Origin of the sequence: Mycobacterium sp., assembly GCF_049683935.1 — a bacterium.
GTDB lineage: Bacteria > Actinomycetota > Actinomycetes > Mycobacteriales > Mycobacteriaceae > Mycobacterium.
The window spans coordinates 35,613-59,430 of the sequence record NZ_JBAUJR010000303.1 but is presented as its reverse complement, the minus strand read 5'-3'; the positions used below and the strand labels follow the sequence as shown (position 1 = coordinate 59,430).

The window sequence follows — 23,818 nt, the reverse complement described above, 5'->3', positions numbered from 1 at the left end:
CGCGGACCGTGCTCGAGGAGACGGCGCGTCGGGCAGAGGATCTCGGCTTCGACGTCATGCATGTGCCCGATCATCTCGGTGGAGTCGCGCCGTTCCCGGTGATGACGACCATCGCCATGGCGACCTCGCAGCTGCGCGTCGGCACGTTCGTCATCAACTCGGCGTTTCACCGGCCTGCCCTGCTGGCCCGTGACGTGGCCGCGCTGTCCGAGCTGAGCGACGGACGGTTCGAGCTCGGGTTGGGCACCGGCTACGTCAAGTCGGAGTTCGACGCCGCCGGGATCCCGTTCCCCAGCGCGGGCGAGCGCGTCGACCACCTGCGCGAGACCACCCGGTACATGGCCGAGCACCTGCCCGGGGTGCCGATCATGATCGCCGGCAACGGCGATCGGGTGCTGCGCATCGCCGCCCGCTCCGCCGACATCATCGGGCTCACCGGGGGTGACCGGGCACCGACCGCCGAGGAGGATCCGCTGGCCGAGCGGATCGGATTTGTCCGGACGGCCGCCGCGGAGCGTTTTGACGACCTGGAACTCAACGTGGCCATCACCGCGATGCCCGTCGACGACTCGGGCACCCCCGATCTGACGATCACCCGCCATTCACTGCCCGGGCTGTCCGACGAGGAGATGCTGCGTCACCCCGGCGTGCTCTCTGGGTCGACCGACGAGATCGCCGAGCGGATCCGCGGCTATCGCGACACCTACGGCATCAGCTACGTGATCGTGCAGGCCCGCCACGCCGACGCGTTCGCGAAGGTGATCGCGCTGCTGAAGTAGCGGCCGCCACCACCGTCAGAGAAACAGGTAGAGCGCGGACAGCAGCGCCCACATGCCCACGCAGTAACACTCGAACGCGGCGCGAAGCGGGATCGGCGCGTGGCGCAGTTCCATGAAGTCGAGTCCGACCAGACGCACCTTGAACGCGGCGATGGCCAGCACGACGACCGCGGCCATCGACCCGGTGCCGTGGTCCGCGCCGACCATCCAGGACACCAGGGTGGCGGCGATGAGAACCAGCCAGCTGGCGCCGGCACGGTTGCGCAGGAGTCGGACGACGGTCATTCAGCTGACCAGGTACAGGAGTGCGAACAGGAAGATCCACAGCAGGTCGACCAGATGCCAGAAGCAGGCCGCGCCCTCGACCAGGGCCGTGCGGGTGTGGCTGAGCTCGTCCCGCCGGGTCTGGGTGAGCACGAACGCCAGCACCGCCAGCCCCACGGTGACATGGAACAGATGCAGGCCGGTGAGGATGAAGTAGTAGAGGTAGAAGTCATTGGTGCCCGGGCCGTGTCCCGCCGACGCCAAGGAGACGTACTCGAACACCTTGAGCGCGATGAACACCAGGCCGCAGCCGATTGCCGCGGCCACCGCCCGGGTGGCGATCGATCTCGCGCCGGTGCGCATCGCGCCCAGCGTCAGCACCACGAACAGCGAACTGGTCAGCAGGACAAGGGTATTGGCCACGCCGACACCGAGGTGCAGCGTGGTGCGGGCGACGTCGAAGACGTCCGGGGCTTTGGCCCGCTCGACGAGGAAGGTGACGAAGAAGGCGCCGAAGACGAGCATGTCGCCGAACAGGAAAACCCAGGTGCCGCTCTCTCCGGGGGTGCGACGGGTGCCGGGCGGCGCCGTCAGGCCCGTGCTCACTCCGCGGTGACCGCTTGCCGCTCGGCGGCCTCCTGCGCCGTGATCGATCGCGAGATCACGACGCTGGTCGTGATCATCCACGTCACCAGTGCCAGACCGGGGATGTAGAAGGCGAACACACCGTTCCACGCCAACGGGCCGTCGTTCATCATCACGACCACGCAGCCGGGCAGCGACAGCATCATCACCCAGATGTTCAGATAGCCGTACCAGCGGGGGAAGGTCGAGGGTTCGGTGGTGTCGACGAAGGAGGCGATGGCCAGCGTGGTGTTCTGAATGACCAGAGTGCCGACGATGCCGATGAACCACAGCCAGAACATGTCGTTGAATGCCTGGGTGATCTCGATTCCGCGTTCTGAGGGTCGGAATGCCGCAGTAGCCAACGCAATCAGGGAGAAGATGAAGGCCGGCGTGAAGACGGCAGCGGCGAGCAACTGCGTCATCGACAGCATGCCGAACTGTCCCTCGACCCGGCGGATCCGCAGCACGATCGCTGCGTGAAAGGGCAGCGCCAGCGCGGCCACCAGCATCGAGCCGGCGATACCGAGGCGCACCCAGAGGTTCTCGTCGACGAGGAATTCAGTGACCTCGGCGGCAGTGTCGTTGGGACCCAGCGGCGGCCAGAGCTTGCCGATGACGGAGAAGAACACACTGAACAGGACGATCATCGCTGTCCCGCACCACGCACCGATGCGCTGCAATTTCAGCTCCACGGCTGGCACGCTACCGGCCGGACATGGATGTTTTGTCATTTTTGCCATAACTGCCGACTTCCCGGGTGCAGGCGCACTCAGTGAACCGGTAAGCTCCCATCGGGTCCGCCCCCGTAGCTCAGGGGATAGAGCACGGCTCTCCTAAAGCCGGTGTCGCATGTTCGAATCATGCCGGGGGCACCACCTGCTTGACGTCGCCCTGGTGGGGCGCGAAACCTTCGAGCAGCCACAGGAATTGGGACGTACTGAGCGCTGCACTGTAATAGTGCCCCTGCACCGCGTCGCACCCGAACGCCGTCAGTGCCGCCGCGGCGGCAGCGGTTTCGACACCTTCGGCGACGGTGGTCAGGCGCAGGCTGTGCGCCAGATAGATGACCGACTGCACGATCGCCGCAGCGTCGGGGTCTGTGGTGATGGGTGCGACGAAGGAGCGGTCGAGTTTGACTTCGTCGATCGGCAGGTCACGCAGGTAGGACAGCGAGGAGTAGCCGCTGCCGAAGTCGTCGATCGCGATCGTGACCCCGTGGCGACGTATCTCGCCGAGCACGGTCCGGGCCCGCTCGAGGTGGGCCAGCATGAAGTCTTCAGTGATCTCGACCGCCAGATCCCCCGGTTGCAACCCGTGGCGCTTGAGCGCTTGGGCGATCCGAGTCGGCAGATCCCGGTCGGCGAACGTCGGTGGCGACAGGTTGACGGCGACCCTCACGTGGTGGCCTTCTGCGTGCCAGAGGCTGGCATCGCGCAGGGCGCGTTCGAGGACGAACTCCGTCATCGAGCGCATCAGACTGCTGTTTCTGGCCAGTGGGAGGAACTGGTCGGGGTAGAGAAGTCCCCGGCTCGGGTGTGGCCAGCGGACCAGCGCCTCTGCCCCGATGACTTCCCCTGTGCGAAGCACCATTTGGGGTTGGTAGTGCACGGCCAGTTCACCGTGGTCGATCGCGCGGCGCAGTTGCGCCCGCAGTTCCATACCCGCACGAGTGGTGCCGTGGTCGTGGCGTTCGACCGTGTAGATCATCTGGCTGACGTGGGCCTGCTTGGCCTGGTACATGGCGATGTCGGCACAGCGCAACAGCGTTCCGACATCGCTTCCGTGATCCGGGCTGACGGCGATGCCGATGCTGGCGTCGGCGTGGACCTCCACTCCGTCGAGCTCGACGCCCTCCTCGAGGATGTCGATCAGCGCTGCCGCCGTACGTGCCGCTTCACCGGTGTCGACGTGGGAGATCAGCAAGGCGAACTCGTCTCCGCCGAGTCGGCCGACGACGTCGTCATCGTTCAGCGACGCGGTCAGCCTGGCTGAGACCACGCGCAGCAATTCGTCCCCGGCGGCATGGCCCAGGGAGTCGTTGACGTCCTTGAAATGGTTGAGGTCCAACAGCAGCAGGGCACAGGACGGTTCACAGCCGTGGCTCGGATCTTTCCGGGTGATGGTCTCCGAGGCCCGATCGTAGAAGCCGCGGCGATTCAGTACCCCGGTCAGATCGTCGGTGCGTGCCAGGTGCGCATGCTCTCCGGCACGCCGCGCTTCGAAGAAGGCCACCGCGAGGCGGGCAAGTGCGGCGAACATGGTGGCCACCGCCAACCACTCGGCCACCGGGGCCATCGCGACGAAGGAACCGGCGGCCTGGACGCCGACGGCCGCAGCGGCGGCAAGCAATGGCGCCGCAAGCGGAGCCCATACCGGTGGCGGGCGGGTGTCGGCGCGGCTCCGAATCCATCCCGGCGCCAGCGCCACGAGTGTCGCGGCGACGACCCATGCCGCATCGAGCCAGCCACCCGGCTCGTGGGTGCCCCGCGCCGCCCGGATGACGTAGAGGGAATCCACGACCCCGTACAGCGCCAGTCCGCCCCCCAGCCACCACAGCGTCACCGGCGGTCGCCACTGGAACAGGGACATGGCGAACACCACCAACGCCAGGAGCAGCAGGTTGGCTATCGCGTAGGCGACGGTGACCGCCGTGCCCGCGGCGCCCCGATCCAGATGCGCCATGAGTTGCGGGACGACGACCGCTGCGCCGACCGTCGCGGTCCCGAGTCCGACCACCACACCGTCCAGCCAGAGCCCCACCGGCAGCCGCGCTACCCGGCGCCGCATGAACAGCACCAGAACGACGTAGGCGCACAGATAGGCCGCCAGCCACAGACCATCACCGAGCGACGGAACGCTCTGGATCGCACGGGGGCGGACGAACCAGTCGAGATACGTGTTCGCCAGGCAGAAGAGCACCAGCCCGAGGGCGACGATTCGCCACGCCACGCGGTCCGGCGACCGCGCCGGGGTCCGCACCACACAGAGCACCGCGGCCGCGAGGTAGGCCAGGTTCTGCCAGATTCCGTCCATCCACCACGAGAAGCCCGGTTCCGCTCGCAACCCCGGCACCTTGGTCACCACAAAGCCGGCGATCACCGCAAGCAGCGCCACCTGCAATCTCCAGAACCGCACGGGTTCCACACTCTGCCGAATCACGCGTCGCCCCGACAGCAGACGTGAAGCCGAGCCGACGGGAAATTCGCTGAGATCGCCGAACCCCGTACCGATCGCAAGTGAACGGCCCACTCAGAGCGCGCCCCTGATTCTGCCCGCCGACCGAAATCGGATCGCGCCTCCACGGCCTCAGATCCGACGGTTTCCAGTGCTGAGGGCCACCTCACCCCTCAGGGTCCTCCCACAGGAACACGGTAGCCAACTGCAGGCTCCGACGCGGGACATCGGAGATTTCGGACCGATGGTCGCGCGCTGGGTGGATTCGCCAGAACCTCAGCGCGGCGAAAGCCGGGTCACTTCCCCCGCGTCTCGATCACCCTCGAGGCGACTTCCGTCAGGCGGGTGTTGCTGTCCTGCGAGAGCTTGCGCAACATGTCGAATGCCGCGACGTCGTCGACGTCGTAGCGCTCCATGATGATGCCTTTGGCCTGTCCGATCCGGTCCCTGGTCGACAGCGCCGATTCCAACTGCTCGCTCTGCCGGCTCGCCAGGATCGCGGCGGCAGCATGCGCGGCGAGCACTGCACCGATGGTCTCCGCTTCGGCATCGAACGCGTGCGCCTGGAACGAGAACAGGTTCAGCGCCCCCGCCGTCTGTGAGCTGGTGTACAGCTTGAACGACAGTCCGCTCAGCACCCCGAGCTCGGCAGCCGCCGCCGAGTACAGCGGCCAGCGCTGCTCGCTGCGGAAGTCCTCGGTTCGCACGATCAGATCGTCGAGCGCGGCCTGTACACACGGACCCTCGCGGTACTTCATCTGCAGCTCATCAAGTCGATGCGGCAGATCCGACGTTCCAGCGACCGACTCGAACCTGCCCGCCTTGCCGATGAGCAGCACGCCCGCCGTGTCGACACCCTCGATCAGCTTCTTGGCCTCCGCGGTGACGTCGGACAGCACATCTTCGGCACTCCGCGGAGCGGCCACGGACCGGGCCAGCTCGGCCATTCGATGGGCCAGCTCGTGGTTCGACGATTCGATCATGCCTCCAGAGTTCCCTATGTGGGGCGCGACGTACACCTCACGGGGTTTGCGTCACGCCTATGCGGGCAATGCCCCGCTGAGACACAGACGGCGGTCGACCTCCGTCTCTGTCAGGTCTCGTCGGTTCAGAATCGCAGCCGGCGGGACCGCTTCCAATCCCCGAAGTCACTCCGTTAGCTGTAGTACGATCCGGGGATGGCGACACCGCAGGTGTGGATCCTCGGCGGATACCAAAGCGATTTCGCCCGTAACCTCGACCGCGAGGGACTCGGCTTCCCGGACCTGACCGCCGAAATCGTCGACTCCACGCTCGACTCATCCGGGGTCGACCCCGCCGATGTCGGCGTCGTCCACGTCGCCAATGCGTTCGGTGAACTGTTCGCCCAACAGGGCCATCTCGGCGCGATGCCGGCCTCCGTCAACGCCGGGCTCTGGGGTACACCTGCCCTCCGGCATGAAGCCGCCTGCGCGTCGGGCAGCGCCGCGGCCCTGGCGGCGATCGCCGACCTCCGCTCCGGCGCGTACCGCACCGCCCTCGTCGTCGGGATCGAGCTGGAGAAGACCGTCTCCGGGGATATGGCGACGACGATCCTCGGCGCCGCGGCGTGGACCGGCCGGGAAGGCCAAGACGCGACGTATATGTGGCCACACATGTTCGACAGCGTCGCCGCCGAGTACGACCTGCGCTACGGCCTCGACGACACCCATCTGCGGGCCATCGCGACGCTCAACTTCGCCAATGCCCGGCGCAACCCGAACGCGCAGACCCGCGACTGGGCGGTTCCCGTGCCGCTGACCGACGACGACGTCCAGAACCCTGTCGTCGAAGGCCGGTTGCGCCGCTTCGACTGCAGTCAGATCACCGACGGCGGCGCAGGCGTCGTACTGGTCAGCGACGACTGGCTGCGTGATCACCCGCAGGCCCGGCCCCTCGGCAGGATCGACGGGTGGGGGCATCGCACCGTCGGCCTGGGCCTACGACAGAAGCTCGACCGCTCCCGCGACGATCCGTACGTGCTCCCCCACGTCCGCACCGCCGTGCTCGACGCCTTCGGCCGCGCGCACGTCACCCTCGACGATGTCGACGGGTTCGAGGTGCACGACTGCTTCACCCCGAGCGAATACCTCGCGATCGACCACATCGGGCTCACCGGCCCCGGCGAATCCTGGAAGGCCGTCGAGAACGGCGAGATCGAGATGGGCGGTCGGCTGCCGATCAACCCCAGCGGGGGCCTGATCGGCGGCGGCCATCCCGTCGGCGCCTCCGGGGTGCGGATGTTGCTCGATGCCGCCCGACAGGTCAGTGACACCGCAGGCGACTGTCAGGTCGAGGGCGCGAAGACGTTCGGCACGCTCAACTTCGGCGGAAGCACCGCCACCACCGTCAGCTTCGTCGTCGGGAGACCGCAGTGAGCCTTCACACCCACCCAGAGGTCATCGGCAAGTTTCTGTCCACCCTGCCCGAGCAGGACGACCATCCCTACCGCAGTGGCCCGTGGCGTCCGCAGACCACCGAGTGGGACGCCGATGACCTGACCGTCGTCGACGGCGAGATCCCGCAGGACCTGGACGGCGTCTACCTGCGCAACACCGAGAACCCGCTGCACCCGGCGCTGAAGTACTACCACCCGTTCGACGGCGACGGAATGCTGCACATCGTCGGCTTCCGAGACGGAAAAGCCTTCTACCGCAATCGGTTCGTCCGAACCGATGCGTTCGCCGAGGAGAACGCCGAAGGCGGGCCGCTGTGGCCGGGAATCGCCGAGCCGATTGAGCTCACAAAGCGCGACTACGGCTGGGGCGCAAGGACTCTGATGAAAGACGCGTCGTCGACCGACGTACTCGTGCACCGCGGCACCGCACTCACCAGCCACTACCAGTGCGGTGACCTCTACCGCACCGACCCCGTCACCGGTGCCGCTCTCGGCAAGGAGGACTGGGCGGGGGCCTTCCCGTCGGACTGGGGGGTGTCCGCCCACCCGAAGGTCGACGACCGCACCGGCGAGTTGCTGTTTTTCAGCTACAGCAAGGACGCCCCACACATGCGCTACGGTGTCGTCAGTGGCGAAGGTCGGCTCGTGCACCATGTCGACGTCCCGCTACCGGGTCCGCGACTGCCCCACGACATGGCGTTCACCGAGAACTACGTGATCCTCAACGATTTCCCGATGTTCTGGGACCCGGCCCTGCTCGATCTCAACGTGCACCTGCCGGGCTTCCACCGTGACATGCCGTCGCGGTTCGCGGTCATCCCGCGACGCGGCGACACCTCGCAGATCAGGTGGTTCGAGGCAGACCCCACCTACGTGCTGCACTTCCCCAATGCCTACGAGGACGGCGACGAGATCGTGCTCGACGGGTTCTTCCAGGGTGATCCCGAACCCGCCGACGACGGCGTCGGCGACAAGTGGCGGCGCAGATTCCGGTTCCTGGCGATGGACCGGATGCAGACCCGGTTGCACCGATGGCGCTTCAACCTGGTGACCGGGGCTGTCCGGGAAGAGCAATTGTCCGACAGCATCACCGAATTCGGCATGATCAACTCCGGGTATGCCGGACGTGACTACCGCTACACCTACGCGGCGACTGCCAAGCCGGGCTGGTTCTTGTTCGACGGCCTGGTCCGTCACGACCTGCAGACCGGCACCGAACAGCGGTACACCTTCGGCGACGGGGTCTTCGGGAGCGAGACCGCGATGGCGGCGCGGGTCGGTTCCTCCGCCGAAGACGACGGATACCTGGTCACCCTCACGACGGACCTGGGCGCCGACGCCTCGTACTGCCTGGTGTTCGACGCGGCGCGGGTCGACGACGGACCGGTATGCAGAATCGCTCTGCCCGAAAGGATCTCGAGTGGAACTCACTCGACCTGGGCGCCAGGGTCCGAGCTCCGGCACTGGCGCAACACCGACAGTGCGGCCGCCGCGATCGGCCTCTAGTTGCCCCCGCCCCCCAATGCCGTCGCCCATATGCTCGGGCTTCTCGGCGACGAATGGACGCTGCTGATCATCCAGCGAGCACAGCTGGGCGCAACACGTTTCCGCGAATTCGCCGCCGCCCTACCCGTTTCCAACTCCGTGCTGACAGGCCGTCTGCAATCGCTGGCGGCAGGTGACCTTCTCGCGCGGCGCGAATACCAGGACAATCCGCCACGATCGGAGTATCTGGTGACGGCGAGGAGTCGGTCGCTGTGGCCGATGCTGACCTCGATCTGGCAATGGGAGCGGCGCTGGGTTCCCGACCACACCGAGCAGTTGCCCGGGATGCGCCACCGGGTGTGTGGTGGCGACTTCGCGCCGCAGATCGTCTGCAGAGCGTGCAGTGCCGCGGCCGACGAGAAAGATGTTGTGGCGCAATGGGGACCGAGCGGATCCTGGCAACGGTCCATTCCAGCCACCACCACCCGCCGGCGGTCGGGCACCCGTCGTGGCGGCGCAGGCCTGTTGTTCCCGCAGACCATGAGCGTGATCGGGGACCGCTGGGCATTCGCGCTGCTGGTCGCCGCATTCGTGGGCATCACCAGGTTCACGGATTTCCAGTCACAACTCGGCGCGCCACCCGCCACGGTCGCCGGGCGCCTGGCGGTCTTCACGGCCGAAGGCATTCTCGTCAGCGCCGACGGCAGGTACCGGCTCACGGAGAAGGGGCGAGCGTTCTTCCCGGTACTGGTGACCGCACTGCACTGGGCACAGCGATGGTATCCGGACCCCGACGGCGCCGCGGTGATCCTGACGCACTCCGCATGCGGACGCAGATTCATCCCCGTGCTGGTCTGCGACCAGTGCACGACGGCACTGCGCGGCACCCACGTCGTTCCGGTCTGACCACCGGGACGGGAACGGGGTCCGGGATGGGCTCCCCCACCTCGCTTCTCGTCGGCGAGGATCGTCGCCGAGGGCCGGAAAAAAATCCCGAAAAATTCTGGCACTCTCCGGCCGAGAGTGCTAATCTCGCCGGTGCACAGTGATTATGGGTCGCCCGCCAAGGCGGCGGGCTCTGAGTGAAATAGGAGGTGGATTGCTGTGCTCCGTTTTGATCCCTTCAGTGACCTCGATGCCGTGACCCGGAGCTTGCTGACCAGCCAGACCGGATCAACTCGCACTCCGCGGTTCATGCCGATGGACCTCTGCAAGATCGACGACCACTACGTGCTCACCGCCGACCTTCCCGGAATCGATCCCGGATCGGTGGACGTCGACGTCGACAACGGCACGCTCACCGTGTCGGCCCACCGCACCGCCCGCTCCGAGGAATCCGTGCAGTGGCTCGCCAACGAACGGTTCTTCGGCACCTACCGCAGGCAGCTTTCGCTCGGCGAAGGTGTTGACACGTCGGCGATCTCGGCAACCTACGAGAACGGCGTGCTGACCGTGACCATCCCGGTCGCCGAACGCGCCAAGGCGCGCAAGATCGACGTCGCCCACGCGGGAGGGCAGAGGTCGATCCAGCCGACCACCGTCGATTCCGGCTAGCGACCGATCGAGGCTGCGGACAGATCGAATCTCAGCGGCACCTTGCGATCTGTCCGCGGCCTCGGCGACTCAGGAGTGCCGGGACAGGCGGTATCGCAGGTTGTTCCGGACCGCGGGCCACTCGATGTCCAGGATCGAGTACACCACGGTGTCACGTCGCGAACCGTCGGGCAGGATCTGCTGGCTGCGAAGCACACCGTCGAGTTTTGCCCCCAGCCTCTCGATGCCGGCCCGGCTGGTCGAGTTGAAGAAATGGGTGCGGAACTCCACTGCCACACAACCCAACTCGTCGAAGGCATGGCCGAGCATCAACAGCTTGGTCTCCGAGTTGACCCCGGTGCGCCGGGCCGCGGCGCCATACCAGGTGTTGCCGATCTCGAGGCGGCGATTGGGGCCGTCGACGTTGAGGTAGCTCGACGATCCGACAAGGACCCCGTCGCGTCCGCGCACCACGAACGTCAGACCGGTGTCCGGATGCTGCACCCCGAGTCTGGCCTGCACCCAGTCGGCCGCCGCACCCGCTTTCGGGGCAGCGGTGAACCAGAGCGCACCCAGTTCACCGTCGGCGGCGGCTGCCTCGATCTCGGGAAGATGTTCGCGGGTAAGGGGTTCCAGCGACACCCACCGGTCCCCGGTCAACTTCACCGGTTCGACGAATCCACTCACGGCGACGCCCTCCACGCTGTCAGCATGGTCCACACGGACAGCAGGGCGGCGGCCGCTGCGACCGCGGCCCCGATGTAGAGCCCGTAGCCGGCAGATACGGGCGGGTAGACGTAGAGGCGGTAGAACCAACCCGCGAGCACCACCAGGATCACCGAAATCGCCAGCGCCACCGTCGAAGCCATCCGAGCAGAGATGCCGCGCGCCGACATCGCCCCGGCGATGACCAACGACGATGCGAGCAACACGATGAACTGGCCTATCCCGAATCCCGGCGGCGGGACCGGCATGGCTCCGCCGATCCCGCCGATCGCGTTGGCCCTCCCGCCACCGTCGGCGCTGGACGTCAGCCACGGAAACCACGCGCTCACCGCAACGATCAGCGCGCACAACGCCACCAACCATCCGGGACGCACGCGGGCCATGCCCGCACCCTACTAGGGTGGGCCGATGAGCGATCTTCCGGAATGGGCGCGTCGGCTGGACCTCTCCCCGCATCCCGAAGGCGGCTGGTTCCGTGAGACCTGGCGCAGCGACCTCACCGTCCCGCAGTCGGCGTTGCCGCCGGATTACGCCGGTCCCCGCGACGCAGGCACCGCGATCCTGTTCCTGCTCACCGCGGGCCAGCAGTCCGCGTGGCACACGGTGCGCAGCGCCGAGTTGTGGCTCTACCACTCGGGTGGCCCGCTGATCCTGGAGGTCGGCGAGGAACAAGACTCGGCGCACTCGCATCTGCTGGGCGCCGACATCATGGCCGGCGAGAGCCCGCAGTTCGTGGTCCCTCCCGGGCACTGGCAGCGCGCCCGCCCCCGGGACGATCAGCACTGCCTGGTCAGCTGCGTGGTGGTGCCGGGATTCGACTTCGCCGACTTCGCCCTCGGGGCCCCTACCGACTGAGCAGATCCACCGCAGCCGAGACCAGCGCGGCATTACCGGGTGCGGTGGAGCCGTCGGGCAGGGACAGCGTGTCCTCCATCCCGATCCGGGTCTGGACCCCGCGAACACCGGCGTGTTCCAGTAGCGGCCAACAACTCTCGTCGAGGCCGTGCAGCAGGGTCGGCGCCGGCGAGCCCGCCGCCGCCACCATGGCGAGCAGTTCGTCGGCGGTCGCGATGTCGCCGTCGGCACCGAGTTCGATCATCACCCGCAGGCAGTGCGGTGCGATGTCAGAGGCGGCCCAGGACTGCGCCGCCTCGGCGTGGAAGATGCCCACCTCCACGCCGAGCCCGCGACTGAGCAGCAGCTTCGCCAGCTCGGGGGAACCCGGCTCGTGCCAGTTCAGCGACGCGAAGTCGGGCAGCACGCTCCAGGCCTCGACGGCCTTCAGCCGCTGCTGCGCATCCGGCAACGCCCAGAAACCCGTCGTCACGCCCAACGGAAGCCCGGGGGCGGCGTGCCGGACAGCCGCCACTGCGGCGTCCACCTCGCCGGGCAGCAGCGAGTCGACACCGTCGGCGGTCTTGGGATGCATGTGCACGGCTTGTGCGCCCGCCCCGTGTGCGGCCACCGCCTCGGTGGCGAGTTGCTCAGGGGTGACAGGCAGACCGGGGTGCTGGTCGGGGGTGCGCGCACCGTTGATGCATGCCTTGACGTAGATCTTGGGGCTGCGGGGCATTCCTCAATCTTGGCCTACATGCTCAGAATCGACAGGGCGGAGCCCGCCGGCACGGTCTGGACCTGATGCAATCGCGCCGACCCCGTGCCGTTAGTGTCGTCGGACACGCCGAAACGAGTCGTTTTCCCGAACGGCCCGATGGGTAGTAGAAGACAATCGTGCCGTCAGGCACGTCGTAATGGTTTATGCAGACAGGATGGGTCGATGTCGAACACTCCAAGCGGAGAGCCGACCACCACGAAGGCCGAGTCGGCGTGGTTGTCGAAGTCCGCGTCGCAGACACGCGGATCGGACAAGCAGGAAGTCCAGTTCCACTACGACATCTCCAACGACTTCTTCAAGCTGTGGCAGGACCCGAACCAGGTCTACAGCTGCGCGTATTTCGAGAAGGACGACTACACGCTCGAGCAGGCGCAGATGGCCAAGATCGATCTCTCGCTGAGCAAGCTGGGCCTCGAGCCGGGCATGACGCTTCTCGACATCGGCTGCGGCTGGGGCGCCACGATCAACCGCGCCGTCGAGAAGTACGACGTCAACGTCATCGGCCTGACCCTCTCGGAGAACCAGAAGCAGCACATCGAGGAACGCTGGCTCGCCAACTACAAGGGTGACCGCACGATGGAGGTACGCCTGCAGCCCTGGGAGGATTTTGACGGCCGGGTCGACCGGATCGTCTCGATCGGCGCGTTCGAGCACTTCGGCTTCAACAAGTACGACGACTACTTCAAGAAGACCTACGACTGGATGCCCGACGACGGCGTGCAGATGCTGCACACGATCACCATCCCCGAGGATGAGGAGATCAAGGCCAAAGGCCTGCCGCTGACGATGTCCCGGGTGCGGTTCATCAAGTTCATCATGGATTACATCTACCCCGGCGGCCGTCTGCCGCTGGCGTCGATGGTGAAGTCACACGCCGAGAAGGCCGGCTACCGGGTCACCCGCGAGCAGCACCTCCAGCCGCACTACGTCAAGACGCTGGACACCTGGGCGCGGAACCTGGAGTCCAAGAAGGACGAGGCCATCGAGATCACCTCCGAGGAGATCTACGAGCGGTTCCTCAAGTACCTCGACGGCTGTGCAGATCTGTTCCGCGAGGGCTACACCGACGTCGTCCAATTCACCTGCGAAAAGTAGTAACTGACGGCGGTGTAGTAATTTGTGGGCACACACGTAGCCTGAGAACAGTGCACGAAACTAGTGTCCGCTTGGTTCGGATGGAGGTCGGTCTGCCGATGGTCGAGAGCAAGGTGCAGCCGCCGGAGAAGCGCAGCGCCATGGAGCCCCACTTCGAAGAGGTCCAGGCGCACTACGATCTTTCGGACGAATTCTTCGGTCTGTTCCAGGATCCGTCCCGGACGTACAGCTGCGCGTACTACGAGCGCGACGACATGACCCTCGCCGAAGCGCAGGTGGCGAAGATCGATCTGGCGCTCGGCAAGTTGGAGTTGAAGCCGGGCATGACGCTGCTCGACATCGGTTGCGGCTGGGGTTCGGTGATGCAGCGTGCGGTCGAGAAGTACGACGTCAACGTCGTCGGCCTCACCCTGAGCAAGAACCAGAGCAAGTTCGCTCAGGAACTCCTCGACGGCATCGACACCGAGCGTTCACGCCGCGTGCTGCTGCGTGGCTGGGAGCAGTTCGATGAGCGCGTCGACCGCATCATCAGCCTCGAGGCGATCGAGGCGTTTCCGCAGGAGCGCTACGCGCCGTTCTTCAAGGCCTGTCACAGCATGCTGCCCAGCGGCGGGCGCATGGTGATCCAGGCGATCCTCGGCCATCCGCTGAAGCGCTGGCCGGAGATGGGCATTCCGATCACGATGACCGATCTGCGGTTCATGCGGTTCATCGCCAAGGAGATCTTCCCCGGCGGGTCGGTGCCGTGCGACGACGACATCGTCGGGTTGTCCGCCGAGGCGGGATTCTCGCTGGAGCAGAAGCAGCTGCTCGACGAGCACTACGTCCGCACGCTCGACACCTGGGCCGAGGCGCTGGAGGCCCATCACGACGAGGCGGTTGCCGCCACGTCCGAGGAGGTCTACCAGCGGTACATGAAGTACCTGACCGGCTGCAGCGACTTCTTCAATCGGGGCATCAGCGAACTCGGGCAGTTCACTCTCGTCAAAGCCTGAAACTCGGACAGGCCTCAGGCCCGTCCGAGCACCACGGCGACATTGTGGCCGCCGAAGCCGAACGAGTTCGTGACCGCGTACTGGTAGTTGCCCGGCCGTGAGCTGCCGGCGACCACGTCGAGGTGGATCTCCGGATCAAGATTCTTCAGATTGCGGGTGGCGGGCACGATGCCGTCCCGCAGGGCCAGCAGCGTCAGAATCGCTTCCACCGCGCCGACGGCTCCGACCGAGTGCCCCAGGGCGCCCTTCGGCGCGTAGACCGCCGGTTGGTGGCTGCCCAGGGCGTGGTTGATGGCGATCGATTCGGCCACGTCGCCCACTGTGGTTCCGGTCGCGTGGGCATTGACGTGATCGATGTCGGTCGGCGACAGGCCGGCGGTCTGAATCGCCCGGGTCATCGCGTAGCCGGCGCGTGACCCGTTGGGATCCGGGGCCACCATGTGGAACCCGTCGGAGGTGATGCTGGCCCCCATCAACCTGCCCAGGATCCGCGCCCCGCGCGCCCTGGCGTGCTCCTCGGTCTCGATCACCATCAGCGCGCCGCCCTCACCGAACACGAACCCGTCGCGGTCGCGGTCGAACGGCTTGCATGCGCCTTCGGGATCATCGTTGTTCTTCGACAGCACGATGCGCATCTTGGCGAACCCTGCGATCGGCACCGCCTCGATCCTGGCTTCGACGCCGCCGCAGATGGCGATGTCGGCCTCGCCGAGCACGATGTGCCGCCAGGCCTGAGCGATGCCCTCCGACCCGGAAGCGCACGCTGAAACCGGCGTGAGCACACCGGCTCCCGCATGACGTTCCACCGCCACGGCAGCCGACGGGCCACTGGGCGCGTACTGCTGCACCGCGGTCGGTGACACCTCGTCGAGGCGATGCTCGCGGAGGTGTTCGTAGGCAAAAAGGAGTTCTTCGATCCCGCCCATGCCGGTGCCGATGGACACCGCCAGTCGGCGCGGGTCGACTTCCGGCGCCCCGGCGTCCGCCCACACCCGCCGGCCGAGCACCACGGCCATGCGCTGCACGTACGACAGGGCAGCGTGTTCGTCGGGGGTCAGTTCGTCGTCGAACGACTCCAGCAGATGACCGCCGATGCGGACCGGCAGGTCGAACTGATCGACGAACGAGTCGCCCAGCAGGCGGATACCACTTCGACCGTCGAGCAGCCCCTGCCAGGTGCTCTCCGCGTCGGTCCCCAGGGCTGTTGTCATGGCGACCCCGGTCACCACTACGTTCGGGAACTTCCTGTCCATCGTCATCGCCACCCTTACCCCTGCGAAGCGTCTCCGCTGGGTCTTCTACCCGCTGTGTCAGCGTTTACTCACGGATATCCGGCGTTACAGCGGGGTATCCGTCCCTCCATGAAACAGCATAATTTCCGCAAGGGCGACAAGGTCACGTGGCAGAGCCATGGCAATACGGCCGAGGGCACCGTCGAGGAGAAGATCACCTCAGACACCACGGCGGCCGGTCGCAAGGTCCGGGCTTCCGAGGACGAGCCGCAGTACCGGGTGCGCAGCGACAAGAGCGGCAACGACGCGGTGCACAAGCCGCAGGCACTGACGAAGAAGTCGGGTTGACGGACCCGGGACACTTGGGTCCGCGAAAGTCCGGTTTCTGACGTGATCTCGCCGGAATCCGCCAGAAACCGTGCGCTCGCAGGCTAGCTGGGCGCGTAACCCAGTGCGGCCTTGGTCTCCAGGTACTCGTCGAACCCGAAGTTCCCCCACTCGCGCCCGTTCCCGCTGCGCTTGTAGCCGCCGAACGGGGCGTTGAGGTCGAAGCCATGGTTGATCGCGACCGAACCCGCGCGGATCCGGCGCGCCACCGACCGCGCCTGGTCCAGGTCGGCCCCCGAGACATACCCGGCCAGGCCGTACTCGGTGTCGTTGGCGATCTCGAGAGCCTCGTCGAGGTCGTCGTACCCGAGGATGCACAGCACCGGGCCGAAGATCTCCTCGCGGGCGATCGTCATGTTGTTGGTGACGTTCGCGAACACCGTCGGCCTGATGTAGTACCCGGCGTCGAGTCCGTCAGGACGGCCCCCGCCGCCGACCGCGACGGTGGCGCCTTCGTCGATGCCCTTCTGGATCAGGCCCTGGATCTTGTCGAACTGCACCTTCGAGGCCACCGGCCCGATAGCGGTCTTGTCGTCCGGGTCGCCGACCTTCACCGCACCCGCGGTCTCGCGGGCGATCTCGATGGCCTCGTCCATGCGGGCGTTGGGCACCAGCATGCGCGACGGGGCGTTGCAGCTCTGACCGCTGTTCATCATCATCACCGACGTGCCCGCGGCCACGCTCTTGGCGAAGTCACCGTCGTCGAGCACGATGTTGGGGCTCTTGCCGCCGAGTTCCTGGGTGACGCGCTTGACGGTGGCCGCGGCGTTCTTGGCGACGTCGACGCCGGCGCGGGTCGAGCCGGTGAACGACACCATGTCGATGTCGGGATGGCTGGACAGCGCCGCGCCCACGCCGGGTCCGTCACCGTAGACGAGGTTGTAGACCCCTGCGGGAACGCCTGCGGCGTCCATGATCTCGGTGAAGATCTGAGCCGAGTACGGGGCCACCTCCGACGGCTTGAGCACCATCGTGCAGCCGGTGGCCAATGCCGGGAACACCTTGCAGGCGATCTGGTTGATCGGCCAGTTCCACGGCGTGATCAGGCCGCAGACACCGATCGGTTCCTTGACCACCAGGGTGCTGCCGAGTTGCTCCTCGAACTGGAAGTTCTTCAGCACATCCATGGCGGTGGCCAGGTGCCCCAGACCCATGTTCACCTGCGGGCCAGCGGCCAGCGATGCGGGCGCACCCATCTCCTCGCTGACGGCGTCGGCCAGGTCGGCGGCACGCTTCTGATACTCGGCCATGATCCTGCCGAGCACCTCCAGGCGTTCCTCCCGGCTCGTCTGCGACCAGGAGCCGAACGCCTTGCGTGCCGCTTCGACCGCCTTGTCGACGTCGGCCGCACTCCCGATGGCGATCTGGCCCGAGACCTGCTCGGTGGTGGGGTTGTCGACATCGAGTGTTCTCGGTTCGACCGGATCGATCCACTGGCCGTCGATGTAGAACTTCAGGTATTCGCGCATGGTTCTAGCCTTCCCTAAATTCGCACGGCTACTGGGTGCCTTCTGCATACCAGGTCCGGAATCGGTCGTACTTGGGCATCTCCTCGGAGTTCGCGGTCGGGTCGATGCACACATGCACCACACCTACTTTGCCGCTGGCGTACGCGCGGGCGATCGCCGGGCCGATCTCCTCTTCCTTCTCGACGTATTCGCCGTGGCAGCCGAAGCCCTCGGCGATCTTGTCCATCCGGACATCCTTGCTCCAGTGGACGCCGGGCTGCGGGGACGGTTGCGCGAAGGTGCGCTTGTAGACGCCCACTTCCAGCCCCCACTGATGGTCGACACCGACAACACAGACCAGCGGCAGATTCCGTCGCGCCGCGGTCTCCAGCTCCGCGATGTGGAACAGGAACGCCGAATCACTGGTCAGCAGCATCACCGGACGCTTGCCACCCTCGGCGACCGAGGCACCCACGGCGTACGGCAGGCCCGTGCCAAGGTGTCCGAAGTTCTGATTCCAGATCACGTCGCGCGGCTTGGACTGCGAGTAGGTCCACTGGAAGATCACCGTGGCGCCGCCGTCGCGCACCATGATGCCGTCGGAGAGTTCGCCGAACGCCCTGGTCGCCTCGACCACGTAACGCGCGGGATGCACCGGGGTTCGGCCACTCGGGGCGTCCTCGGCCACCCGCGCCAGCTCGGCGGCATCCGCTTTGATCAGGGCATCGAGGTTGGCCGACGCGGCGCGCGGAGTGTCTCGCAGCGCCTCGACGAGCTGCGGCACCACGCCTCGCAGATCGCCGACCAACGGCACGTCGAAGGCACGGTTCACGCCGATGGCGGTCGGATCCTGCTCGACGTACACCCACTTGCGGTTGGCGTCGTTTCCGGCCCAGTGCTGGGTCCGGCCGTAGTGCATCGGCTCGCCGAGTTCGGTGCCCAGCGCGACACACAGATCGGAATCCTCGACTGCCTGGTTGGCGGCCGGGGAGAACAGATACGGGAAGGTCCGCTCCTGCAGTCCCGGGATGAACGACGTGCCACCGGAGGTCTGGATCACCGGGCAGGCCATCAGCTCCGCGAGCTCCCTGACCGGACCCTGGGTGCGCGAGGTGTGAACACCGTGGCCCACCAGCAGAATCGGGCTCTTCGCCTCCCTGATCAACTTGACCGCCTCAGCGATCTCCCGGCCGCCGGCGCCCTGGTCGACGAGCCGGTACCGGCTGGGCGGCAACGGATCCGGGACCTCGAGCTCCTCGAGGATCACGTGCGAGGGGAACTCGACGTAGGACGGTCCCGGTGTGCCCGACATCGAACGGCGGATCGCCTCCCGAATGATCTCGTCGGTCTGGTCGGCATACTCGATCGACGAGCTGTACTTGACCGAAGGCGTGAAGAGACCTTCCTGCTGCACGAACTGGATCCGGCCGCGCCGTACCCGTCGCTCGGTGATGCGGGCCCGCTGGCCACCGAGGAAGATCACCGGCGAGTTCTCCACCAGTGCACACATCATCGCTCCGGCGATGTTGGCGACGCCGGGGCCGAGCGTGCCGATGCACAAGCCGGGTTTGCCCGTCATGCGTGACGCGGCCTCCGCCATGAATCCGGCACTGAGTTCGTGATGGGGTGCCACCACGGACCATCCGCGAGCCTCTGCTTCGGAGAACATGTGCACGAAGTTGGGGTCCGGGATTCCGAACAACGTGTTGACACCCTCGGCCTCGAAGAGATCGAGAATGCGTTTGTACACGGGTACACCCATGGTCATATCCTTTTCATTCGGACTATCACAAATATCGGCGTGCGATTCGTTGTCGTTGTGCTGCAGGCGATCCGAACAACGAGCGGTTCAGAAGGGCGCGTTTGAGGTAGGTGTGGACGCCGCTCTCCCACGTGTAGCCGATACCGCCGTGCAGTTGCATGGCCTTGCCCACGATGTCGACGGCGGCCGAGGTGACATGAGCTTTCGCCATCGCGGCCGCGATACCCGCATCCGCCCCATCGGCGAGCAGCGCGACGGCATCGTCGACGAGTTGACGACCCACCTCGATGCTCACCCGCATGTCAGCGCAGGCGTGCTTGACCGCCTGGAACGAGCCGATGGGCCGGCCGAACTGGTGCCGGACCTTGACGTATTCCACTGTCGCGATGAGCATCTGCTCGGCCAGACCCAGGCTGTCGCACGCGATCGCGACCGACGCCCGGTCCTGCAGCACGCTCAATGCCGTTGCGGGGTCGACGTCACACGTCAGCACCTCGTCGACGGCCACCTTCTCCGCGGCCACTACGGCCAGTCGTCGTGTCTCGTCGACGACGGGTTGTGCGACCACCGCCAATTCCGCGGTGGCCGCCACCGCCACCCCGGCATCGGCGACCACCAGTAGACGGTCCGCGCCGGCCGCATCGGGGACGAACTCGGCGTGTCCCGACAGACGACCCTCGGCGATCACGAAGTCACCGGCGACCACGGCGAGCCTGCTGTCCCCGTTGGCGACATCGGCAAGAAGCCGATCGCGTGCTGCACTGCGCTGCAGCGTGTTCAGCAGTCCCACGCTGAGAACCGCACCGCCGAGGAAGCTGTTCGTGCCGGCTGAGCGGCCGATCTGCTCGAGGATCACCGCGGTCTCGCCGAAGGTGGCACCGGCACCGCCCAGCGGTTCCGGCACCTCCAACCCGACCCATCCGGCCTCGAGCAGCGCCGCCCACCCCACCTCGCGCTCCTTGGCGAGCAGCTCACCTGCGATGGATCGCAGTTCGTCGTGGAACTCCGCGAATTCGGTGGCCGGCATCAGACCGCGCTCGGCTCTCGCGGCAGCCCCAGACCGCGTTCGGCGATGATGGTGCGTTGGATCTCGCTGGCACCACCGGGGATCGTCCACTCCCAGGAGCCGATGAAATCGAGCACCCAGGAGCCCGACTCCCACCCGCTCGACATGGGCTTGCTCAGAACCGTGTGGGCGGCGGGCCCGCCGATCTCGGCACCGAAGTCGGTGAGTCGCTGCAGCAGCTCGCTGTAGTACAGCTTGACGATCGATGCGTCGGCCGGCCCGGACGCGCCTCGCTCGACGAGTCGGCGGCACATCCCGCGGAGGCCGGTGAGCTCGATCTCGAACTGGGCGAGCCGGTCGGCGACGACGGGGTCGTCGACCGGAGCGGATTGCAGCAGCCATCGGAATCCCGCGTTGCCGAGTCGTTCGGCCAGCTCCAGCATCGTCATTCCGCGTTCAGCTCCGAGCGTTTCCTGCGCCACCTGCCAGCCCGCGTTCTCCGCACCGATCAGGTTGGCCGCCGGGATGTGCACCTCGTCGAGGAAGACCTCGCAGAAGTGCGAATCGCCGACCGCGTTGCGGATGGGCCGCACGTCGACCCCGGGGGTCGCCATGCCGAGCAGGAAGTACGAGATCCCCTTCCGCTTGGGGGCTTCCGGGTCGGTTCGGGCCAGCAGCAGGCACCAGTCGGCGTGCATACCGCCACTGGCCCAGAGCTTCTGGCCGCTGACGACGTAATGTTCTTCGCCCCCGTCGCCGACACGGCGCGCGGTGGTGCGCAGAGAGGCGAGGTCCGATCCGGCCTCGGGTTCGGAGAAACCCTGGACCCAGATCTCACCGTTTAGGATCGCCGGCAGGTGACGCCGACGCTGCTCCTCGGTGCCGGCGATGAGCAGGGTCGACGCGGCGTGATGAATCCCGACGAACGCGAGCACCAACCGCGGCGCGTCGTGGGCGGCCAGTTCCTGGTAGAGCACCACCTGCTTGTCCACCGGCATGCCGCCGCCCCATTCGACCGGCCAGTGCGGGACCGCAAATCCGGCGCTGTGCAGTTCGGCGAACCACGCTTTCTGGAACCGCACGAACTCCTCGTCGTCGACGCCGGTCTGCCGGGAGCGCCAATCCGCCGCGACGTGCTCGGCACACCAGGCGCGCACGTCGGCGCGGAAGTCGTCCAGTTCGCTCACGAGTACAGCCCGGTGAGTCCGCGCCGACCGGCGGATCGCGTCAGATGGTCGAGCGTCGCGGACACGCCGAAGGGCAGGCGTCGCAACGGCTGACTGTAACGCGACAGCCACGACAGCGTGGTCTCGTCGCAGAAGCCGACGGCGCCGTGCAGTTGATGGCACACGCGGAACACCACCTCGGCGGCCTCCAGGGCCGACATACGCAGCGCCAGAGCGTCTTCGGTGGCTCCGGATTGGCCGGTGGCGATACTCCACAGGGCGTGCTTGGCGAGGATGTCCACCCCGGCGCGCTCCACCTCCGCGTCGGTCAACTGGAACTGCACACCCTGGAACGCCGACAGCGCCTGACCGAACTGTTTGCGCAGGTTCACATGTGCGATCGTCAGCTCCAACGCGCGGTCGAGCATGCCGAGCAGCGTCCAGCACGGCAGTACCAGCCCCAGTGCCACGTCGCGGTCTCCGGCGTCGTCGATCTCGGACAGCTCCAGTTCGGTGACGAAGCCCGGCTGAATCGGCCCTTTCGCCAGGGCCCGGCTGCGCCGACCGCCGAGGGTGACTGCAACCCAATCGGATTCGAGTCCGGCCACGGCTCCCGACGGACGTGCGCCGGCGACGACGATCAGGCCGTCTGCGCCCAGACCCGCCGGTGCAGCGAGGCGCTCGGCGAGCGGGTAGGGCAATGCCCAGTAACCCGCGCTGCGGCACAGGGCCGCAGCGGCCTCGAGACCATCGCTGTCGGTGCGCGGGTCGAGGTCCCACGCGCCGAGTTCGGCGAGCACCGGACCGACGAGTTGCTCCCGGCGGGCGGGGTCCACTTCGGCTTCGGCCACCAACTGGTCACCACCGGCGGCGTCGAACGCGTGGCGGGCCTGACGTCCGTACTCCAGGGCGTCGTCGCTGAGGTCCAGGATCATCGTCGACCACCTCCCAGCAGCGACCGCGACAGCAGAATGCGTTGCATCTCAATACTTCCGGAGGACACCGTGGAAGCCTGGGAGTAACGCCAGTGGTCGGCCACCTCACCGAGGAACCACTCCGCCCGGGCGTCGCTGTGCACGACCTCGGCGGCGATGTCCATCAGTACCTCGGCACTGTCCTGGTCCAGGGTGGTCACTGCGATACGGTAGGCGGCCGCGTCGCCCGGTGCGATCCGGCCGCTGTGCTGCCGCTCCACCACCCGGTAGGCCAGCAATCGGGCACGGCGGCAATGGGTGAGCATCCGGATCCAGCGTCCGCGCAACTCCCCGGGTAACTCGTCCCACCTCTCCCCGAGCACGCCGGGTGCCGCCGCGAGCAGACGTTCACACCGCGCGTACCTGGCGATGCCGACCCGTTCGAACGACATCACGTCCTGCACGACCGACCAACCCTGATCAACCGTGCCCAGGACGTCGGCGTCGGTGACCCGCAGATCGTCGAAGAACACCTCGTTGAGATGGTGCGGCCCCATGATGCAGCCGATCGGTCGCACCGTGATCGCCGGATCGTCCATCGGCACGAGGAATATGGTCAAGCCCTGTTGCTTCTTCTGGGTTGCGCCTTCGCCCACTCGCGAGGTGCGGGCCAGCAGAAAACACCACTGGGCCATGGTCGCGTACGACGTCCAGATCTTTTGACCACTCACCAACCAACCGTCACCGTCCGGCCGGGCATGAGTGCGCAGCGACGCCAGATCGGAGCCGGCCTCGGGTTCGGAGAAGCCCTGGCACCAGATCACCTCACCCGCGGCGATCGGCGGCAGGTGCCTGCGCTGTTGTTCGGCGGTGCCGTGCCGCATGATGATCGGCCCGACCCAGTTGACGCCCATGTACTGCGCGCCGCGCGGTTCGTGGTGTGCCCACATCTCCTCGCGCACCACCGTCTGCTCCCAGACCGATGCGCCGCCGCCGCCGAACTCCTCGGGCCACGCCAGGCACAGGAGGTTGCGTTCGGCGAGGGTGCGGCAGAACCGCTGCGCGGTCTGCAGATCCGTCGGATCGTCGGTGAAGGCGCCGAGGAAATGCTCGGGGACCTGTTCTGAGACCAGATCCCGCAGTTCGCCACGAAGATCGGTGGCACGTTTGCCCATGTCGAAATCCACTGGCGCC

At 66.8% G+C, this 23,818-nt stretch carries 24 protein-coding genes and 1 tRNA gene; 10 read left to right on the top strand and 15 right to left on the bottom strand.

Features of this window, described 5'->3' with window-relative positions; genetic code table 11:
- Nucleotides 1-8 precede the first annotated feature (8 nt).
- A complete protein-coding gene (locus WA965_RS17860; RefSeq protein ID WP_526447880.1) occupies nt 9-779 on the top strand; it encodes an LLM class F420-dependent oxidoreductase in 771 nt (256 codons plus the stop codon).
- A 15-nt stretch (nt 780-794) separates the two neighbouring features.
- Here the strand turns inward: WA965_RS17860 and WA965_RS17855 are convergent, their stop codons facing one another.
- Genes WA965_RS17855 through WA965_RS17845 form a run of 3 tightly spaced genes read right to left on the bottom strand, consistent with a single transcriptional unit; the run spans nt 795 to nt 2,317 of the window.
- On the bottom strand, nt 795-1,064 hold the full coding sequence (locus WA965_RS17855; protein ID WP_526296317.1) for a cytochrome C oxidase subunit IV family protein: 270 nt from the start codon (nt 1,062-1,064) through the stop codon (nt 795-797).
- On the bottom strand, nt 1,065-1,649 hold the full coding sequence (locus WA965_RS17850; protein WP_526296319.1) for a cytochrome c oxidase subunit 3: 585 nt from the start codon (nt 1,647-1,649) through the stop codon (nt 1,065-1,067).
- Entirely contained in the window at nt 1,646-2,317 is a 672-nt protein-coding gene (locus WA965_RS17845) for a hypothetical protein (RefSeq protein WP_526296329.1), read from the bottom strand. Before WA965_RS17845 ends, WA965_RS17850 begins: the two co-directional genes overlap by 4 nt.
- A 152-nt stretch (nt 2,318-2,469) precedes the next feature.
- Here WA965_RS17845 and WA965_RS17840 point away from each other — a divergent pair.
- Nucleotides 2,470-2,545, top strand: a tRNA-Arg gene (locus tag WA965_RS17840).
- Here the strand turns inward: WA965_RS17840 and WA965_RS17835 are convergent.
- Together WA965_RS17835 and WA965_RS17830 are read right to left on the bottom strand one after the other, a co-directional pair.
- Complete coding sequence (locus WA965_RS17835) at nt 2,529-4,805, bottom strand: putative bifunctional diguanylate cyclase/phosphodiesterase (protein ID WP_526447878.1); 2,277 nt, start codon at nt 4,803-4,805, stop codon at nt 2,529-2,531. The two genes, WA965_RS17840 and WA965_RS17835, sit on opposite strands and share 17 nt — an antisense overlap.
- 335 nt (nt 4,806-5,140) lie before the next feature.
- Nucleotides 5,141-5,827: an ANTAR domain-containing protein gene (locus WA965_RS17830; protein ID WP_526298822.1), complete on the bottom strand. Its 687-nt coding sequence runs from the start codon at nt 5,825-5,827 to the stop codon at nt 5,141-5,143.
- Nucleotides 5,828-6,022: 195 nt separating this feature from the next.
- Here WA965_RS17830 and WA965_RS17825 point away from each other — a divergent pair, with 195 nt between their 5' ends.
- From WA965_RS17825 to WA965_RS17810, 4 genes are all read left to right on the top strand, one after another.
- Nucleotides 6,023-7,240 carry an acetyl-CoA acetyltransferase gene (locus WA965_RS17825; protein WP_526298820.1) on the top strand — a complete coding sequence of 406 codons (1,218 nt, stop codon included), beginning with the start codon at nt 6,023-6,025 and terminating at the stop codon, nt 7,238-7,240.
- Complete coding sequence (locus tag WA965_RS17820) at nt 7,237-8,766, top strand: carotenoid oxygenase family protein (protein ID WP_526298818.1); 1,530 nt, start codon at nt 7,237-7,239, stop codon at nt 8,764-8,766. The genes WA965_RS17825 and WA965_RS17820 overlap by 4 nt, the downstream gene beginning before the upstream one ends.
- 30 nt (nt 8,767-8,796) lie before the next feature.
- Nucleotides 8,797-9,651, top strand: coding sequence for a winged helix-turn-helix transcriptional regulator (locus tag WA965_RS17815; RefSeq protein WP_526298816.1), 855 nt, complete (start codon nt 8,797-8,799; stop codon nt 9,649-9,651).
- Between the two features lie 198 nt (nt 9,652-9,849).
- Nucleotides 9,850-10,299, top strand: coding sequence for an Hsp20 family protein (locus WA965_RS17810; protein WP_178358306.1), 450 nt, complete (start codon nt 9,850-9,852; stop codon nt 10,297-10,299).
- Between the two features lie 69 nt (nt 10,300-10,368).
- Here the strand turns inward: WA965_RS17810 and WA965_RS17805 are convergent, their stop codons facing one another.
- Together WA965_RS17805 and WA965_RS17800 are read right to left on the bottom strand one after the other, a co-directional pair.
- On the bottom strand, nt 10,369-10,965 hold the full coding sequence (locus WA965_RS17805; protein WP_526298832.1) for a GNAT family N-acetyltransferase: 597 nt from the start codon (nt 10,963-10,965) through the stop codon (nt 10,369-10,371).
- Nucleotides 10,962-11,387, bottom strand: coding sequence for a hypothetical protein (locus tag WA965_RS17800; protein ID WP_526298814.1), 426 nt, complete (start codon nt 11,385-11,387; stop codon nt 10,962-10,964). The genes WA965_RS17805 and WA965_RS17800 overlap by 4 nt, the downstream gene beginning before the upstream one ends.
- Before the next feature lie 25 nt (nt 11,388-11,412).
- Here WA965_RS17800 and WA965_RS17795 point away from each other — a divergent pair, with 25 nt between their 5' ends.
- Entirely contained in the window at nt 11,413-11,859 is a 447-nt protein-coding gene (locus WA965_RS17795) for a cupin domain-containing protein (protein ID WP_526298812.1), read from the top strand.
- Here the strand turns inward: WA965_RS17795 and WA965_RS17790 are convergent.
- Nucleotides 11,849-12,577, bottom strand: a complete 729-nt coding sequence (locus WA965_RS17790) for a 3-keto-5-aminohexanoate cleavage protein (protein ID WP_526298810.1) — start codon at nt 12,575-12,577, stop codon at nt 11,849-11,851. The genes WA965_RS17795 and WA965_RS17790 overlap by 11 nt on opposite strands.
- Before the next feature lie 204 nt (nt 12,578-12,781).
- Between WA965_RS17790 and WA965_RS17785 the strand changes: the two genes are divergently transcribed.
- Both WA965_RS17785 and WA965_RS17780 read left to right on the top strand, forming a co-directional pair.
- Complete coding sequence (locus WA965_RS17785) at nt 12,782-13,714, top strand: cyclopropane mycolic acid synthase family methyltransferase (RefSeq protein WP_526298808.1); 933 nt, start codon at nt 12,782-12,784, stop codon at nt 13,712-13,714.
- Between the two features lie 98 nt (nt 13,715-13,812).
- A complete protein-coding gene (locus tag WA965_RS17780) occupies nt 13,813-14,709 on the top strand; it encodes a cyclopropane mycolic acid synthase family methyltransferase (RefSeq protein WP_526298830.1) in 897 nt (298 codons plus the stop codon).
- Nucleotides 14,710-14,723: 14 nt separating this feature from the next.
- On the opposite strand, the gene WA965_RS17775 is transcribed toward WA965_RS17780, so the two are convergent.
- Entirely contained in the window at nt 14,724-15,968 is a 1,245-nt protein-coding gene (locus tag WA965_RS17775) for a KasA/KasB family beta-ketoacyl-ACP synthase (protein WP_526447876.1), read from the bottom strand.
- Nucleotides 15,969-16,070: 102 nt separating this feature from the next.
- On the opposite strand from WA965_RS17775, the gene WA965_RS17770 reads away from it, so the two are divergent.
- Nucleotides 16,071-16,289 carry an HVA1 family protein gene (locus tag WA965_RS17770; protein WP_526298804.1) on the top strand — a complete coding sequence of 73 codons (219 nt, stop codon included), beginning with the start codon at nt 16,071-16,073 and terminating at the stop codon, nt 16,287-16,289.
- An 83-nt stretch (nt 16,290-16,372) separates the two neighbouring features.
- Here WA965_RS17770 and WA965_RS17765 read toward each other — a convergent pair whose 3' ends face one another.
- Genes WA965_RS17765 through WA965_RS17740 form a run of 6 tightly spaced genes read right to left on the bottom strand, consistent with a single transcriptional unit; the run spans nt 16,373 to nt 23,811 of the window.
- On the bottom strand, nt 16,373-17,797 hold the full coding sequence (locus WA965_RS17765) for an aldehyde dehydrogenase family protein (protein WP_526298802.1): 1,425 nt from the start codon (nt 17,795-17,797) through the stop codon (nt 16,373-16,375).
- Nucleotides 17,798-17,825: 28 nt separating this feature from the next.
- On the bottom strand, nt 17,826-19,538 hold the full coding sequence (locus tag WA965_RS17760; RefSeq protein WP_526298800.1) for a thiamine pyrophosphate-binding protein: 1,713 nt from the start codon (nt 19,536-19,538) through the stop codon (nt 17,826-17,828).
- Between the two features lie 25 nt (nt 19,539-19,563).
- Nucleotides 19,564-20,565: an acyl-CoA dehydrogenase family protein gene (locus WA965_RS17755; protein ID WP_526298798.1), complete on the bottom strand. Its 1,002-nt coding sequence runs from the start codon at nt 20,563-20,565 to the stop codon at nt 19,564-19,566.
- Nucleotides 20,565-21,731, bottom strand: a complete 1,167-nt coding sequence (locus WA965_RS17750; protein ID WP_526298796.1) for an acyl-CoA dehydrogenase family protein — start codon at nt 21,729-21,731, stop codon at nt 20,565-20,567. Before WA965_RS17750 ends, WA965_RS17755 begins: the two co-directional genes overlap by 1 nt.
- Nucleotides 21,728-22,645, bottom strand: coding sequence for an acyl-CoA dehydrogenase family protein (locus WA965_RS17745; protein WP_526298794.1), 918 nt, complete (start codon nt 22,643-22,645; stop codon nt 21,728-21,730). The genes WA965_RS17750 and WA965_RS17745 overlap by 4 nt, the downstream gene beginning before the upstream one ends.
- Entirely contained in the window at nt 22,642-23,811 is a 1,170-nt protein-coding gene (locus WA965_RS17740; protein WP_526298792.1) for an acyl-CoA dehydrogenase family protein, read from the bottom strand. The genes WA965_RS17745 and WA965_RS17740 overlap by 4 nt, the downstream gene beginning before the upstream one ends.
- Between the last annotated feature and the right edge of the window lie 7 nt (nt 23,812-23,818).

What these genes read in the sequence shown, in the direction of transcription:
- WA965_RS17855 (WP_526296317.1), bottom strand. Translation starts at nt 1,064, where the DNA reads ATGACCGTCGTCCGACTCCTGCGCAACCGTGCCGGCGCCAGCTGGCTG.
- WA965_RS17845 (WP_526296329.1), bottom strand. Translation starts at nt 2,317, where the DNA reads ATGATCGTCCTGTTCAGTGTGTTCTTCTCCGTCATCGGCAAGCTCTGG.
- WA965_RS17830 (WP_526298822.1), bottom strand. Translation starts at nt 5,827, where the DNA reads ATGATCGAATCGTCGAACCACGAGCTGGCCCATCGAATGGCCGAGCTG.
- WA965_RS17825 (WP_526298820.1), top strand. Translation starts at nt 6,023, where the DNA reads ATGGCGACACCGCAGGTGTGGATCCTCGGCGGATACCAAAGCGATTTC.
- WA965_RS17815 (WP_526298816.1), top strand. Translation starts at nt 8,797, where the DNA reads ATGCTCGGGCTTCTCGGCGACGAATGGACGCTGCTGATCATCCAGCGA.
- WA965_RS17800 (WP_526298814.1), bottom strand. Translation starts at nt 11,387, where the DNA reads ATGGCCCGCGTGCGTCCCGGATGGTTGGTGGCGTTGTGCGCGCTGATC.
- WA965_RS17795 (WP_526298812.1), top strand. Translation starts at nt 11,413, where the DNA reads ATGAGCGATCTTCCGGAATGGGCGCGTCGGCTGGACCTCTCCCCGCAT.
- WA965_RS17790 (WP_526298810.1), bottom strand. Translation starts at nt 12,577, where the DNA reads ATGCCCCGCAGCCCCAAGATCTACGTCAAGGCATGCATCAACGGTGCG.
- WA965_RS17785 (WP_526298808.1), top strand. Translation starts at nt 12,782, where the DNA reads ATGTCGAACACTCCAAGCGGAGAGCCGACCACCACGAAGGCCGAGTCG.
- WA965_RS17780 (WP_526298830.1), top strand. Translation starts at nt 13,813, where the DNA reads ATGGTCGAGAGCAAGGTGCAGCCGCCGGAGAAGCGCAGCGCCATGGAG.
- WA965_RS17775 (WP_526447876.1), bottom strand. Translation starts at nt 15,968, where the DNA reads ATGACGATGGACAGGAAGTTCCCGAACGTAGTGGTGACCGGGGTCGCC.
- WA965_RS17770 (WP_526298804.1), top strand. Translation starts at nt 16,071, where the DNA reads ATGAAACAGCATAATTTCCGCAAGGGCGACAAGGTCACGTGGCAGAGC.
- WA965_RS17765 (WP_526298802.1), bottom strand. Translation starts at nt 17,797, where the DNA reads ATGCGCGAATACCTGAAGTTCTACATCGACGGCCAGTGGATCGATCCG.
- WA965_RS17760 (WP_526298800.1), bottom strand. Translation starts at nt 19,538, where the DNA reads ATGGGTGTACCCGTGTACAAACGCATTCTCGATCTCTTCGAGGCCGAG.
- WA965_RS17755 (WP_526298798.1), bottom strand. Translation starts at nt 20,565, where the DNA reads ATGCCGGCCACCGAATTCGCGGAGTTCCACGACGAACTGCGATCCATC.
- WA965_RS17745 (WP_526298794.1), bottom strand. Translation starts at nt 22,645, where the DNA reads ATGATCCTGGACCTCAGCGACGACGCCCTGGAGTACGGACGTCAGGCC.